This is a genomic window from Winslowiella toletana, from assembly GCF_017875465.1.
Taxonomy (GTDB): Bacteria; Pseudomonadota; Gammaproteobacteria; order Enterobacterales; family Enterobacteriaceae; genus Erwinia; species Erwinia toletana.
The window spans coordinates 2,992,082-3,007,051 of the sequence record NZ_JAGGMQ010000001.1; the positions used below are offsets into that span (position 1 = coordinate 2,992,082).

General features: G+C 54.2%; 14 protein-coding genes. 8 read left to right on the plus strand and 6 right to left on the minus strand.

What is annotated here, in order from left to right:
• Position 1: 1 nt before the first annotated feature.
• The gene (locus J2125_RS13870; RefSeq protein WP_017801074.1) at positions 2–361 is read left to right on the plus strand and encodes a gamma-glutamylcyclotransferase family protein; all 360 of its coding nucleotides are present in this window, start codon (positions 2–4) and stop codon (positions 359–361) included.
• Positions 362–473: 112 nt separating this feature from the next.
• On the opposite strand, the gene J2125_RS13875 is transcribed toward J2125_RS13870, so the two are convergent.
• Entirely contained in the window at positions 474–1,007 is a 534-nt protein-coding gene (locus tag J2125_RS13875) for an NleF caspase inhibitor (protein ID WP_083865634.1), read from the minus strand.
• Between the two features lie 206 nt (positions 1,008–1,213).
• A complete protein-coding gene (gene ppa, locus J2125_RS13880) occupies positions 1,214–1,744 on the minus strand; it encodes an inorganic diphosphatase (RefSeq protein ID WP_017801072.1) in 531 nt (176 codons plus the stop codon).
• Between the two features lie 384 nt (positions 1,745–2,128).
• Between ppa and J2125_RS13885 the strand changes: the two genes are divergently transcribed.
• The 4 genes from J2125_RS13885 to J2125_RS13900 are packed head-to-tail and all read left to right on the plus strand — an operon-like array spanning position 2,129 to position 7,165.
• Complete coding sequence (locus J2125_RS13885; protein ID WP_017801071.1) at positions 2,129–3,622, plus strand: purine-cytosine permease family protein; 1,494 nt, start codon at positions 2,129–2,131, stop codon at positions 3,620–3,622.
• Positions 3,622–5,337, plus strand: coding sequence for a nitrilase-related carbon-nitrogen hydrolase (locus tag J2125_RS13890; protein ID WP_017801070.1), 1,716 nt, complete (start codon positions 3,622–3,624; stop codon positions 5,335–5,337). Before J2125_RS13885 ends, J2125_RS13890 begins: the two co-directional genes overlap by 1 nt.
• A 44-nt stretch (positions 5,338–5,381) precedes the next feature.
• Entirely contained in the window at positions 5,382–6,548 is a 1,167-nt protein-coding gene (locus J2125_RS13895) for a transporter substrate-binding domain-containing protein (protein WP_017801069.1), read from the plus strand.
• On the plus strand, positions 6,548–7,165 hold the full coding sequence (locus tag J2125_RS13900; protein ID WP_017801068.1) for an ANTAR domain-containing response regulator: 618 nt from the start codon (positions 6,548–6,550) through the stop codon (positions 7,163–7,165). The genes J2125_RS13895 and J2125_RS13900 overlap by 1 nt, the downstream gene beginning before the upstream one ends.
• On the opposite strand, the gene J2125_RS13905 is transcribed toward J2125_RS13900, so the two are convergent.
• Both J2125_RS13905 and J2125_RS13910 read right to left on the minus strand, forming a co-directional pair.
• On the minus strand, positions 7,166–7,615 hold the full coding sequence (locus J2125_RS13905) for a DUF441 domain-containing protein (RefSeq protein ID WP_017801067.1): 450 nt from the start codon (positions 7,613–7,615) through the stop codon (positions 7,166–7,168). It lies immediately after the preceding gene.
• 51 nt (positions 7,616–7,666) lie between these two features.
• Positions 7,667–8,083, minus strand: a complete 417-nt coding sequence (locus J2125_RS13910) for a lysozyme inhibitor LprI family protein (protein WP_017801066.1) — start codon at positions 8,081–8,083, stop codon at positions 7,667–7,669.
• 172 nt (positions 8,084–8,255) lie between these two features.
• On the opposite strand from J2125_RS13910, the gene J2125_RS13915 reads away from it, so the two are divergent.
• Complete coding sequence (locus J2125_RS13915) at positions 8,256–9,818, plus strand: methyl-accepting chemotaxis protein (RefSeq protein WP_017801065.1); 1,563 nt, start codon at positions 8,256–8,258, stop codon at positions 9,816–9,818.
• A 76-nt stretch (positions 9,819–9,894) separates the two neighbouring features.
• Here J2125_RS13915 and fbp read toward each other — a convergent pair whose 3' ends face one another.
• Positions 9,895–10,893: a class 1 fructose-bisphosphatase gene (gene fbp / locus J2125_RS13920; protein WP_017801064.1), complete on the minus strand. Its 999-nt coding sequence runs from the start codon at positions 10,891–10,893 to the stop codon at positions 9,895–9,897.
• Between the two features lie 167 nt (positions 10,894–11,060).
• On the opposite strand from fbp, the gene mpl reads away from it, so the two are divergent.
• Positions 11,061–12,416 (plus strand): UDP-N-acetylmuramate:L-alanyl-gamma-D-glutamyl-meso-diaminopimelate ligase, encoded by a 1,356-nt coding sequence (mpl, locus tag J2125_RS13925; RefSeq protein WP_017801063.1) that lies wholly within the window; start codon positions 11,061–11,063, stop codon positions 12,414–12,416.
• Between the two features lie 626 nt (positions 12,417–13,042).
• On the opposite strand, the gene J2125_RS13930 is transcribed toward mpl, so the two are convergent.
• The gene (locus J2125_RS13930; RefSeq protein WP_017801061.1) at positions 13,043–13,546 is read right to left on the minus strand and encodes a GNAT family N-acetyltransferase; all 504 of its coding nucleotides are present in this window, start codon (positions 13,544–13,546) and stop codon (positions 13,043–13,045) included.
• A gap of 236 nt (positions 13,547–13,782) precedes the next feature.
• On the opposite strand from J2125_RS13930, the gene J2125_RS13935 reads away from it, so the two are divergent.
• Complete coding sequence (locus J2125_RS13935) at positions 13,783–14,967, plus strand: YjgN family protein (RefSeq protein ID WP_017801060.1); 1,185 nt, start codon at positions 13,783–13,785, stop codon at positions 14,965–14,967.
• The last annotated feature ends 3 nt before the right edge of the window (positions 14,968–14,970 follow it).

A 14,970-nucleotide genomic window follows, 5' to 3' on the forward strand; every position in this document is an offset into this window, starting at 1 on the left:
AATGCGAATAATTGTCTATGGCAGTTTACGACGCAAGCAGGGTAACAGCCACTGGATGACCAACGGCCAGTGGCTCGGCGATCATCTGATCGAAGGCTATGAACTTTATAGTCTGGGACATTACCCGGGTGTGGTGGCAGGAGCAGGCCATGTTTATTGCGAAGTTTACCGGATTGATGCCAGCACGCTGGGAGAGCTGGATGCTCTGCGTAGCAAAGGCGGAGAGTATAAGCGTCAGTTAGTGCAGACGCCGTACGGCAGTGCCTGGCTGTATGTCTATCAGCGATCCGTTGCCGGCCGGCAACGGATCGAAAGTGGCGACTGGCTGCAGCGGGATGCCGATATTGCCAGCGAACCGTAATCCGGCAACGCTGGTTGATTAGAACCCTGTATGGGCAGATGATGCTGAGACCATAATATCGTTTTATGGTCTCAGCATTTATTATCGGCAGAATGTGATTGCTTTGTGTTATTTAACCAACTTCGTCGATGCCATGATTATATGTCAGGTTCGGAATACGAATATCAAGCCCCTGCTCTAAATAATTTAATTCCAATATATCACCCCACAGTGCGCCACAATGATGTGGGTTAAGCTCGTCACTGACAGCATTAATCGTAATGCCTTTTTGTTTCAGCTCTGTTTCAACCCCCTTTTTTATATCATTAAAAAGACATAATGCGCGAATGTACTGATCCCGATCATTCCCGTTGCAGCCCTCTTTAAGTTTGCCATAAACATCTCTGGTTGATGGGTTGACGACTTCAAATGTTTGCTCCCGCAATGCACAAAGCGCGATTTTCATATCTTTTAGCTGCTGAATCGCATGCGTGTGGTCCTCGCCGCCCGGTTTACAAAGGTTGTTTATCAATGTCTTACCTTGCATGCTCTCAGCTTCAGAGGGTTTGTGATTGGCGTTAAGTTCAGTAACACAGGCATTACTGTAATCCTGCTGTTGAGAAACTGGAGGGGGAAAACCGCAGCCAGAAATTGATGGAATAGCCATTTAATGCTCTCTTTTTTGGAAAATAATTAATAAGACGTCTTCTCGCCGCGAAAATAGTAACCAGGACGACAAGGAGAGATCTTAATCAGAGAGGAAATATGAGTTATAAAAAAAGTGCAATATACGGCAGGTTGTTATTTGCTGAAAATCAGGTAAAAAAACCGGAAACGCAAAGTTCCCGGTTTTTTATAAGCCAGGATAAAGGCTTATTTGTTTTTTGCGCGTTCGAAAGAGGTCACAATCTCAGCTTTAGCCGCTGCAGCATTGTCCCAGCCTTCAACTTTCACCCATTTGCCTTTTTCCAGCGCTTTATATTGCTCGAAGAAGTGAGTGATCTGCGCACGCAGCAGTTCTGGCAGGTCGTTCACATCTTTGATGTGATCGTACTCTTTAGACAGCTTGGTGTGCGGAACAGCAACCAGTTTCGCATCTTCGCCAGATTCGTCGGTCATTTTCAGCACGCCAACCGGACGGCAACGAATTACTGAGCCAGGCTGCAGTGGATAGGGGGTCGGCACCAGCACGTCAACCGGATCACCATCCAGAGACAGAGTGTGGTTGATGTAACCATAGTTGCACGGGTAAAACATGGCGGTAGACATAAAACGGTCAACGAACAGCGCGCCAGACTCTTTATCTACTTCATATTTGATTGGATCGGCGTTGGCCGGGATCTCAATGACCACATAGATATCTTCTGGCAGGTCTTTACCCGCTGGAACATGGTTCAAACTCATCTCGTATTCCTTCAATAGTCTTCAGTCGAGTGACGGCTATTATAGCCAACTGGTTATGAAAGTATTGCCTCTTTTTCCGCTTTCAGAATGCTCCATGGTCAGCGGATATTCTGGTGCAGTGCTGCACCGCCACTGTGCAACACCACTCCGGATAGCGCCGTGGCGCGCAGAAAAGCGCGCAATATCAGTCAGCCAAAACCTGGCATAGAGTTTGCTGTGATTAATTACCGCCATGGTCAGCCCAGGCTGATACAGGCAACGTCGCCTGCTGCGGTCACATAATCAGCGCTGTGCTATGCAGGGCGCATACAATTTATCATCAGGCAAAGAAGCCCCGTCGACTCTCAGAGTCGGCGGGGCTTTTTTCATTTTTGGAGAGTCATCATGGGAAAACTTAAACAGTGGTTCCAGGGACCACAGGATATTACTGAGGCTGAAGCGGTCGAGGATTATGCGGTAGGGCGGGTGCCAACCCATTATCGCTGGCCAATCCCGGCGATTATTCTGGTGTTGCTGGGCAACTCCACGGCGATGTTCTGGTTTAGTCTCGGCGCGGATATGAGTTACAAGGTTGGCTGGCCTACGCTGCTGCTGCCGATTGCTTATATGGTGGTGTTCGCGACGATTATAGGCTCCTGCATTATGAAGCTGGCGAGCAAGGAGGGACTGTCGCTGAACCTGATGACGCGCGGCCTTGGCTTCGGTTATATGGGCTCGGCGTTTACCTCGCTGATTTACGCGATTAACTTTATCTTCTACTTCCTGTTTGAAGGCACCATCGTCTCACATGCGATTGCCAACTATGCCGGCGTGGAGGTGAATTCCCTGGCGGGCGTGGCGATATTTGCCGTTACCGGGCTGGTGGCGATCTGGTTTGTCTGGAAAGGTATGTCCTCAATGCAGTTCCTGCAAACCTGGGGTGTACCGATCTTTATCCTGCTGTTTGGTTTCTGCATCTGGCAGCTGACCCATCACTATCAGCCGGTGGGATTCTCGGGCTGGCATGCGCAGGGCGCAGTGGACAGCAATGCGCTGTGGCTGGTGATGAATATGGCCAACGGGCAGATTGTGTTCCAGGGGCTGATGGCCACCGACTATGGGCGCTTTGCTAAACCAGGTGTGACACACAAAGGCACCGCCACCATTATGCTGGGGATGCTGATCCCAATCGTGGTGGTGATGCTGTTCGGCGCTTTTATGGCTTATACCCTGATGCCACATATTGCGCAGGGCGATGCCTGGGCACTGGCGCTGGATCCGGGCTTTGTCTTTCCGCTGATTATTGCGCTGACCGGTGTACTGTTCGCGATTATTACCCAGATCCGCATCAACGTGCTGAACCTCTACTCCGGCTCGATTGCGCTGTCGAACACCATGGATATGGCCTTTAATTACCGTCCAGGCCGTCAGTGGTGGATGGTGCTGGTGTGGGCGCTGGGAGTAATCTTCTATGTCTTTAATATCCTGCAATATACCGGCACCTTCCTGTCGATTACCGGCATTCTGACCAACACCTGGGTATTTATCATTCTGGCCGACTACTTTATCTGCCGCAAAGTGTTCAGGCTGGCGCCGACCGACTTTGTTGAGTACCGCAAAGAGTATCTGCGGATGTGGAACCCGTCAGGCACCATTGCGTTGTTAGTGGCGGTGGCCGTCGGCGCGGCGGGCGTGTTGGGGCTCTACCCGATGGTTTATGCGTCGTTTATCGCCATGCTGGTGGGGCCGGTGATCCATGTGATTATCAGCGTCGCAACCCGTGGTCAGTACTACTTCAAAACCTTCCCGACGGATATGCCGACCCGCTGGCGGCCATCTGATGCTTACAGTGGCCCGAAACCACAGCTTGCTCCGCAACTGAACAAGGAAGCTGAATAATGACCGATACACATTTGCAGGTCGCGGCGATTCAGTTTGAACCGACGCAGTTTCGTAAAGAAGAGAACATCAGCCAGCTGCTGGCGCTGGCGGATGCTGCAGCGCAGGATGGCGCCCGGCTGATTGTGATGCCGGAAATGGGCACCACTGGTTACTGCTGGCGTAATCGCAATGAGGTCGCCCCCTTTGTGGAAACCGTCGACGGCGCAACCTGTCAGCGCTTCAGCGCCCTGGCGCGCGAGCATAACTGCTATCTGGTACTGGGGATGCCGGAAGTGGATGCTGAGAGCGGACTTTACTACAACAGCGCGGTGCTGATTGGTCCGCAAGGGGTGATTGGCGTGCATCGCAAGACTCACCCCTATATTTCCGAACCGAAATGGGCGGCCAATGGCGATCTCGGCCATCAGGTATTCGCTACGCCGATTGGCAATATCGCCTTGCTGATCTGCATGGATATTCACTTTATCGAAACCGCACGTCTGGCGGCGGTCGGTGGCGCGCAGATTATCTGCCATATCAGCAACTGGCTGGCGGAACGCACCCCGGCGCCTTACTGGCTGACCCGGGCATGGGAAAATGGCTGCGCGCTGATTGAGAGTAACCGCTGGGGCTGGGAGCGCGGCGTGCAGTTTAGCGGCGGCAGCTGCGTGGTGGACGGCGACGGTCAGCTGCTGGCCGCCCGTGACAGCGGCGACGGCATTGTGGCGGCGCAGATTCAGCTGCCACAGCACAATCCGGCGCTGGCGAAACGCCGCCCGGAGTTGTACCAGCGTCTGATGACCAATACCTTTATCTGGAATCCCGGCGATTTCTTTGGCTTATACGGCATGGAGCCACTGCCGCGGGGCAAGCAGTCGCCAGTGGCGGTGGCGCAGTTTACGCCGCAGATAGGGCCGGATCTGAATCTGCGTAAGATGCGTGAGATGGCGCAGGCGGCGAAACGCGCGGGCGTTGAATTGATGGTTTTCCCGGAAAAGGCGCTAACTGGTGGCAGCGGACGTGAACAGGCGATGACTGCCAGCCATCCGGTAGTAGCACAGTTCCTGCAACTGGCAGTGGAACTGGATATGGCGTTGCTGACCGGCTGGATTGAGCAGGAAGGGGATACATTCTATAACAGCGCGCTGCTGGTTGGTGCGCAAGGGGTGATTGCTAACTATCGCCAGATCCATCTTAATGCCGCCGATCAGCGCTGGGCGACGGCAGGAGACAGCTGGGTCACCGCCGATCTGCCTTGTGGTCGCGTGGGCTTGCTGCTGGGGGAAGATTTGCTGATCCCGGAGGCGGGTCGTATTCTTGCTCTTGAAGGCTGCGATCTGCTGGCCTGTCCGGCGGCGCTGGCTGAACCGCTGCCGCTGGCGCATAGCGGCACGGTAATTCGCCATAACTATCCGATTCCCACCGGCGTCGATCCGCTGCACTGCCTGCTGCCACGGGTGCGCGCGGGCGAGAACAACCTGTGGCTGGCTTTTGCCAACAGCTGCGATGAGCAAACGGGCAGTTTCGGCATTAGCGGTATTTATGGCCCGGATACCTTTGCTTTCCCGCGCAGTGAAGCCAAAGTGATGCAGACGGAAGGCATGGTGACCCTGACGATTGATACCGGCGACAGCAGTACGCCATATCCGACCCATGTGGTGCGGCGTAAAGATCTGGTACTGATGCGTCAGCCACACTATTACCGCGCACTGGTGACCAGACGTGCGACATGAATCCATTTAGCGGCGGCCTGCGGGCCGCACTCCAGGAGAGATCTATGCAGTTAAACGGCGATGCCGGTGATAAAAAAACGGTTATCCCGGTGGGCATTCTCTACTCCGTCTCCGGCGATTATGGCGTGATTGGCCGTGAAATGGTCAATGGCATTATGCTGGCGATTGAAGAGATTAATGCCGACCCGGCGTTTAACTTTACGCTGGCGCCGATTGTCTACGACCCCGGCGGTTCGCTGGATAAGTACTACGAATATTGCTACGACCTGCTGTATCGCCATGGCGTGCGCCATATTGTTGGTTGCTACACTTCGGCTTCGCGTAAGGTGATGCTGCCATTAATCGAAGGGGCCAATGCCCTGCTGTGGCACTCGGCGCGCTATGAGGGGTTTGAAAGCAGCAATAATGTGATTTACCTCGGCGCAGCACCGAATCAGCATGTGATTCCGATGCTCAGCTGGTTGCTGGAGCATCATCAGCCGCAGATCTACCATGTCGGTTCCAACTATGTCTGGTCATGGGAAATTGATCGCATTACCCGCGAAGTGATTGAGCCGGTCGGCGGTGAACTGGTGGCCAGCCAGCTGCTGCCGCTGGGCGAAACCGAAGTTCAGGCGATTATTGACGACATTATTGCCAAAAAACCAAAGGTGGTACTGGCGACGCTGGTGGGGGTTTCCGCCTATCGTTTCTACCACGCCTGGCACGCCGCTGCTCAGCAGCATCCTTTTCTTGCCTCCGACACCCTGATTAAACTGAGCCTGACGCTGTGTGAACCCGAGGTCAGACTGATTGGCGCGGAAGCGCTGGAGGGCTATCTGGTCTCTTCGGTATGGTTTCAGTCAATTGATACGCCACAGAACCAGCGCTTTCTGCGCCGCTATCGTCAGCGTTTTGGCGACCACAGTTCGCCCTCGGTGGATTCGCAGGCTGCATGGCTGGCCGGGCAGTTTCTGGCGCGGGCGATCAATCGCAGCGGCAGCGACGAAGTGGTTGGGGTGCGTGAAGCGGTCTGGCAGGATGAGATTGACGCTCCGGCAGGCAAAGTACGCATTGATGCCGATAATAATCATGCCTGGCTGACGCCACATATGGCGCGCTGTGAGCAGGGGGTGCTGCAAACCTTCTGGCAGGCGCCTGAAGCGGTAAAACCCGATCCCTGGTTAACCTGGGTCGATCTGGCGCTCCTGGCGCAAGAGGGCAGCGCCTGATGGCGGGCGCCAGAGTGCGCATGCGTGGCCTGAAAGTGTGCGCCATTGGCTGCAACGGGCGTGATGCACAGCATCTGCAACAGCAGTTCGCGCGGCTTGGCGTCGAAGCCTGCTTCCACGAACAGTTTCCGCCGCCGGAAGCCTTTGACGGTCAGCAACTGGTGATGTTTGATGGCGACAACCCGCAGCTGTTCCATCCGACACACCGTCTGCCGTGGCCTGAGTTACCGAAAATTGTGCTGACCACCATGGAGACGCCCTCGCGCCTGCAATGGATTATTGAGCAGCAGATTTCCGGTTATATGCGTAAACCGGTGCGTTTTGATGGCGTGATGACGGCATTAACGCTGGCGCTGGCGGCTGATGCCCGGCAGCAGGCGCTGACTGCGCAGCTGCAACGCCAGGATGAACGGCTGAAGGCGCGGCGTTTTCTGTTCTCCGCCCAGTTATGGCTGATGCAACAGCTTGAACTGGATGAAGACAGCGCTTACGGCCTGCTGCGGCGCATGGCGATGCAGCAGCAAAAAACCGTCGAGCACTTCAGTATCGATCTGCTGGCAAATCGGCAGGGCTATCTGACGCTGGCGAAAACCCTGTTAACTGCGCCGGGTGGCTGACTATTTATTAATCACAAACAGCGACACAATACCGGCGGCAATCAGTGGGCCAACGGGTACGCCACGAAACAGCGAGACGCCGATAATGGTGCCAATCAGTAAGCCGCCAACAATGGTTGGCTGGCTGCTCATCAGCGAGACGCCACGCCCCCCGAGCCAGGAAACAAAAATTCCCACCGCAATCGCCAGCAGCGATTTCCAGTCCAGAAACGATTTCAGCAAGGTGCTGGAAGGCAGCGAACCGCTGGCCAGCGGCGCCATCACCGCAATGGTCAGAATAATAATCCCCAGCGTAATGCCCTGTTTTTCCACATAAGGGAAGAACTGCGACAGCGGGGTGATTTTGATCACCAGCAGAACCAGAATCGATACGGTGACAGCGGTGTTATGGACAAAAAAACTCAGTCCACCGAGCAGGATCAGGATAATTAACGACGAGTAGGCGGCCATCTGTGGCTCCGGAAAGAGAAAAAAGCGTGCTCTTTACCTTATCACTCTATCTCACTGACAATCATCAGGATTCGCACAGCTGCCCTGATTAAGGGATTTCAGCAGCAGCGCCTGATTTTTAATCAGCTGTACGCCCTGCGCCCCCAGCGACACTCCGGCCATGGTGCCTTGTTCAGCCAGATACCAGCTTTTAGCCGCGGCCAGCCAGCTGTCGCGATACTTCAGCCAGTTGCGCTGCGCATCGCGTAATTTGGCTTTTTGCTCACTGTTAAGTTTTTTCATTACTGTCTGGTACTGCCGGTTCATCTCCTTATCCCATGACTTATTAGCGGCGTCATAGCATTGCGATATGCCGACGGTCGATGAGTGGCTGTTCAGACAGCTCTCCAGCGCGCTATCAAGCGGATTATCGGCGGAAAAAGCCGCTGTGGGCAGCGCCAGACAGAGGATGAGCAGGATTTTTTTCATCGGTTGATTCCATAATTTCATATAGCGCGATTAATTAAGCGTGAATTATCTGTTGCCGGTGTTCAATAAAAACATCGTCAGCAGGGTTAAAGTTTAGTCGGGGAATTGCCGATAACTTCTGCGCTTTTAGGCTTCAGGATTTTTTGCCTTTTTCCGCAATAGGGAATACCTCATGCTAAACAAAATCTCAATCCGTACCGGGCTGTTGGCTTTACTGGCATTAATGACGCTGCTGCTGCTGGTAGTCAGCATTATGGGCATTACCGCAATTAACAAAGGAACCCAATCACTGGATGCGATTAACCGCATTCAGGGTATCGAACAGAATAGCTTGTATCTGAGTAACAGCAATCTGCTGCGTGTGCGTGTCGTGGCGGCGCTGGCGATTCGTAAAATGGAAGTGGGATTAACCGATGAAGGCGCGGCCCAGGTTAAGCGAGCACTGGGTTATCTTGAGCAGTCAAAGATCGATCTGAAACGTTTTGTCGATGCCGGTACCGTTACCGCCCATGGTAAACAGCTGGCGGATGCGGTGGTCAGCAGTTATCAGAACTATATGGATAACGGCATGACGCCGCTGGTGGCTGCGTTAAATAAGCAGGATGTCGATGCTTACTATGAGCAGCTGGAAGGTAATATTACCGCGCTGACGATGCAGTTTAGCGATGCGGTGACGGCCTTTGGTGAGTATGCCAATCAGGTCAGCGCCGATCAGCTGGCGCAGGCGGCGAAAAATGAACTGCAGATGAAGATACTGATCGCCTTCTGCGGCCTGCTAACGCTGCTGCTGGTGGTGCTGGCATGGTTTATTTTACGCAACCTGCTGCTGAAGCCGCTGGATAACGCCGTGGTGCATCTGGAGTATGTGGCGGCAGGCGATCTTACTCAGCAGGTGCCGCAAGGGGGTTGTTCCGAGCTGGGACGGCTTAATTCCGCCTTAGGCAGTATGCAGGTTGCCTTGCAGGAGTCGGTCAGCCGGGTGCGTGACGCCAGCCTGCAAATTGATGTTGGCAGCCGCGAGCTGAGCGCCGGTAACCTTAACCTCTCCGCGCGCACCGAAGAGTCGGCGGCCTCGCTGGAGCAGACCGCCGCCAGTATGGAACAGCTTACCGCGACGGTGAAGCTCAATGCGGAAAACGCGCAGAATGCTCATCAGCTGGCGCGCAGCGTATCCGATACCGCCGACCGGGGCGCCGAAGTGGTCTGTTATGTTATCGAGAAAATGCAGCAAATCTCCCACAGTTCCGCACGGATCGCCGATATTCTCAGCGTGATCGACGGCATTGCCTTCCAGACCAATATTCTGGCGCTGAATGCCTCGGTGGAAGCGGCGCGTGCCGGTGAACAGGGGCGTGGCTTTGCGGTGGTGGCGACCGAAGTGCGTGAACTGGCGCAGCGCAGCGCGACTGCGGCGAAAGAGATTCGCGTGCTGATTGCTGAATCACAAACCCGCGTCGGTGAAGGTAATCAGATGGCGACCCAGGCCGGGGAAACCATGGATGAGATCTCCAGCGAAGTGATGCGCGTCACTACCCTGATGAAAGAGATCTCCAGCGCTTCGCAGGAGCAGAGTCATGGCATTGAGCAGGTAAATCAGGCGGTCACGCAGATGGATGAAGTAGCGCAGCAGAATGCGGCGCTGGTCGAACAGGCGTCAGCGGCAACGCAGTCGCTGGAAGAGCAGTCGCAGCAGCTGGTGGAGAGTATGGCGGTGTTTAAGCTACATAGCGCATAAACTGTAGGGGCGGCGTTTTCGCCGCCCGGCGGCGAGGCAGACGGGAGCCGGGAACGGCTCCCCTGCATATTACAATTTACTGGTCCGGGAACTCGCGCATAAAGCGTTCAGTATCGTCAACCATCGCTTCGTTACCGACAAAGAACGGACTACGCTGATGCAGCGTTTCCGGTTGCAGGTCGAGAATACGATTTTTACCGTCACTGGCTTTACCACCCGCCTGTTCGGCAAGGAACGCCATCGGGTTGCACTCATACAGCAGGCGCAGCTTACCCTGTGGGTGGCTGGCGGTGCTTGGATAGAGGTAGATGCCGCCCTTCAGCAGGTTACGGTGGAAGTCCGCCACCAGTGAACCGATATAACGTGAGGTATACGGACGGTTAGTCGGTTTATCCTCTTCCTGGCAGAACTTCAGATATTTTTTCACGCCCTGCGGGAAGCGGATATAGTTCCCTTCGTTAATCGAGTAGGTATAACCTTTCTCCGGGAACATCATACGTTCCTGGCTCAGGCAGAATACGCCGAGCGAAGGATCGTAAGTGAAGGCATGGACGCCACAACCGGTGGTATACACCAGCATGGTGGAGGAGCCGTACACCACGTAGCCTGCCGCAACCTGCTGGCTGCCTGGCTGAAGGAAATCTTCTTCAGTGACCGGCGTGCCTGGCGGTGTAATGCGACGATAGATAGAGAAGATGGTGCCAACCGAGACGTTAACATCGATATTGGATGAGCCGTCCAGTGGATCCATTAATACCACGTACTTACCGTTTTCCACGCCCTCGAAGATAACGATCTCGTCTTCTTCTTCGGATGCGATACCGGCAACAATGCCACGCGCTTTCAGTGCTGCTTTCAGCTTTTCATTGGCAAACAGGTCGAGTTTCATCTGTTGCTCGCCCTGAATGTTTTCCACGCCGCTGGCGCCGAGAATATCAACCAGTCCGGCCTTGTTGATATCACGGTGGATGATTTTCGCACCCAGTTTGATAGCGGAAAGAAGTGCCGTCAGTTCACCTGTGGCGTGAGGAAAGTCATGTTGCTTCTCGACGATAAATTCGCCTAACGTTTTCATAACACAATCCCTGAATCTGCGGTTGAGTAGCAGCATGTTTGACGAGCCGCTAACGTATTCGTACGCAGTTTAGCCGATGGAACGGCAAAGACCATAGTCCAAATCCGTTTCTTCCCGAGTAACTCGGCGCTAAACTGTGCGCCGAACTCTAAAGTAATGGACCTTTTATGCGTATTCATATTCTCGGTATCTGCGGTACTTTCATGGGCGGTCTGGCGATGCTGGCGCGCTCGCTCGGGCATGAAGTGACCGGATCTGATGCGAACGTCTATCCGCCGATGAGTACTTTGCTGGAAGAGCAAGGTATTGATTTAATTCAGGGTTATGATGCCAGTCAGCTTGATCCGGCACCGGACCTGGTGATTATCGGCAATGCGATGACACGCGGCAATGCCTGTGTTGAAGCGGTGCTGGAACGTAACATTCCTTACCTCTCCGGCCCACAATGGCTGCATGATTTTGTGCTGCGTGACCGTTGGGTGATTGCAGTGGCCGGAACCCACGGTAAAACCACTACCGCAGGCATGACAGCGTGGATTTTACAGGCCTGCGGGCTGGAACCGGGCTTTGTGATCGGCGGAGTACCGGGAAATTTTGCCGTTTCGGCAACTTTAGGAAAAAGCCCATTCTTCGTGATTGAGGCGGATGAGTATGACTGCGCATTTTTCGACAAACGCTCGAAGTTTGTGCATTACTGTCCGCGTACGCTGATCCTGAATAATCTGGAATTTGATCATGCGGATATTTTTGACGATCTGCGTGCGATTCAGAAGCAGTTCCACCATCTGATCCGCATTGTCCCGGGGCAGGGCAAAATTCTGCTGCCGGAGCACGATCCGCAGCTTAAGCAGGTGATGGCGATGGGCTGCTGGAGCGAGCAGGAGCATATCGGCGACGGCGGTAAGTGGCAGGCGAAGAAGCTGTCAGCGGACGCCTCGCACTGGCAGGTGTGGCTTGATGGTGAGGCGGTGGCGGAGGTCAACTGGGCGCTGGTCGGCGAACATAATATGCATAACGGCCTGATGGCGATTGCTGCCGCGCGTCATGTCGGTGTGAAACCGGAAGATGCCGGGCGCGCGCTGAATGATTTTATCAATGCGCGCCGCCGTCTGGAGCTGCGTGGTGAAAGCAACGGCATTAAAGTCTACGACGATTTTGCCCATCATCCGACCGCCATTCTGGCGACGCTTTCGGCCATGCGTGGCAAAGTGGGCGGCACGGCGCGCATTCTGGCGGTGCTGGAACCGCGTTCCAATACCATGAAGATGGGCATCAGCAAGGATGACCTGGCGCCTGCCTTAGCCCGTGCCGATGAAGTGTTCCTGTTGCAGCCGCATCATATCCCGTGGCAGGTATCGGAAGTGGCCGACGCCTGCATGCAGCCTGCCCACTGGAGCTCGGACGTGGATACGCTGGTGGAGATGGTGGCGAAAGTCGCGCAGCCGGGCGATACGGTGCTGGTGATGAGTAACGGTGGTTTTGGCGGCATTCATCAGAAGTTGCTGGATCGTTTGCAGAAGTAAATAGCGCTGCGCTTGAAGACCAGAGCAAAGTCGAAGTCAAAGGCGTTTCGCTCGCCCACGTGGCGAGCGAGTTAAGGCCCGTAAGCGCGGGCCTTAACAATCCGCGCTTGCGGCAGGGCGAACGCCCGCTGTGCGGGTCCCTTCGTAAAAACCTCCCTCCTGACGGACCGAGTTGGACGCGTTCCATACGCGGCCAACTCTTTCGCCGCGTCCATGCGGCTCATCCTGGAGTGAGGTTTTTACTCAGCGTTCTTTTATGCCGCCTCCAGGTCAAAACCATCAATGTGACATTGGAGGTTTTTAACGTGTGATGATTTGCAGAATGGTGAGGTGTGGGAGGAGATGTCGTCAGAATCGCCGAGAAAATTTAAGCCAGCCAGGAACGAGCGGCATGGACGCCGCGAGAAGGAGCGCCGCGTAGGGAACGCGTCGCGACTGGTCCTGAGGTTGGCTCAAATTTTGGAGGGAACCGCGCAGCGGCGATGATGCCGACATAAGCGCGGGTTCCAAGGGCCGGGGCAATTGCCGGCCCTTGGTCGGTCGGCCTTCAGGACGAACGAAATGCCCTTGATTTTGACCTTCAGTAGTTGACCTTAAAAGGGCGCATGCCTGCGCCCAGACAGCCCTTACAAATCGCGAATCATCGTCACTTCACAATCCACATGCCCGGTACAGCCCATTGGGCCGTCAATATGGCGGAAACCCAGCTGCTCATACAGCTTAATCGCCCGCGTCAGCGAGGCGGTGGTTTCCAGATAGCAGCGTTTAAAACCGCGCTCGCGGGCAAAGTCCATCGCCTGCAATGCCAGCGTACGCGCCAGACCTAAACCGCGCACCGCAGGTAAAAAGTACATCTTCTGCAGTTCACAGATATCGGGTTCACTGCACAGCAGTGGCGCGACGCCACCGCCACCGACCACCACGCCATCCAGCTCCACCACCCAGTAAGCGCTATCGGCTTCACTGTACAGCTCGAACAAACGGTCCAGGTTAGGATCGGATACCGTATAGCCTTTATCCGCCGTCAGGCCAAACTCGGCGGAAACCTCGCGGATCACCCGGGCGATAAGCGGATTGTCTGTCGGCGTAATCGGGCGTACCCGCACGCCAGCCTGAGTTGCGGTTATCATGCTGCTCACTCAATAGAAATGTTGATGATGGAGTGTAATAACATCGCCAGACAGTGGATGCAATGCTGTTGCCGGGGATATCTGCGGTAAACGCTTAACGCCTGCATGGCGATCGAAATGAGAATTACTTATTGTCGGTTGCTGACGTCCATGTTTAAATATGCGCGCAAATAATAATCGCTAACACGCCGTCCAGTTTCCTGGCGCGGTTTTTTATTTTTTCAGGAAGAAAATTTATGGCAATTAATACCTCACCTGCACAACGCCATGCCGTGCTATTTCACGGCAAGTCTGGCGAATACTTTTCAATCTGGCTGGTCAATGCATTACTGACTATTGTCACGCTGGGAATTTATTCCGCCTGGGCTACCGTGCGCCGTCGCCGTTATTTTTATGGTAATACCGAAATTGCCGGCGACCGTTTTGATTATCATGCCCGCCCAGTCGATATTTTAAAGGGGCGGATTATCGTTATTGTCGGCATGATGGCTTTCTTTATTCTCGCCGCTGTGATGCCCACTATTTCATTACTGTTTATGCTGGCATTTCTGGCGCTGATCCCGTGGATTGTGATCCGCAGCTGGCGCTATAACGCGCTGATGAGCAGCTATCGCGGCGTGCGTTTTAACTATCACTGCCGGATTGGTCGCGCGTACTGGACGATGTATCTCTGCCCGGTATTGCTGGTGCTGGCGCTCTATCTGCTGCTGACGCTGGTTGGCCTTACCGCCGCCGGTGCGGGTAATATAACCACCATGCTGGTGATCGGCTTACTGACCTTCGTGATGCTGATTGTTGGTCTGTCAGTTATCCAGGGAATTGTTGCGGCGCTGAATCACGATCTGTATGTCAACAATATGGCGTTTGGCGATCTGCCTTTTAAGGCAAATTTAAGCAAGAAAACCTATATTAAGATGGTGCTGGTCAGTTTCTTAATTATGGCGCCATTCCTGATTGTCGCTGGTTTGCTGATTAGTTCGCTATTCACGTCACTGTTTTTTGCGGTAGCTTACGGTGGCGATCCCGAGATGATGAATAACCTGCTGCTGGGCAATATCGCCAGCCTGTTATTGACCTTTGTGGTTTTAATCTTCGGTGGCCTGATATCTGCTGGCTGGTTAATGGTCGCCCAGCGTAATTACCTGTTTAAACAGACTACGCTTGGCGATAATATTCAACTTAAGTCAGATTTGCAGACGATGCCGTTTTTGCTGTTGATGTTAACTAATACGCTGATCGTTATTTTCACCCTTGGCTTCGGTACGCCGGTTGCGGAAATCCGTATGGCGCGTTACCTGGCAAAATGCACCGCGCTGGAGGGCGATATGGCGTTGCTAAATGTCCATGCTCACCAGCAGTCGGCGCACACTGCCGTAGCGGAAGAAGTCGCCCAGGCATTTGACCTTAACGTCGGGATCTAAATC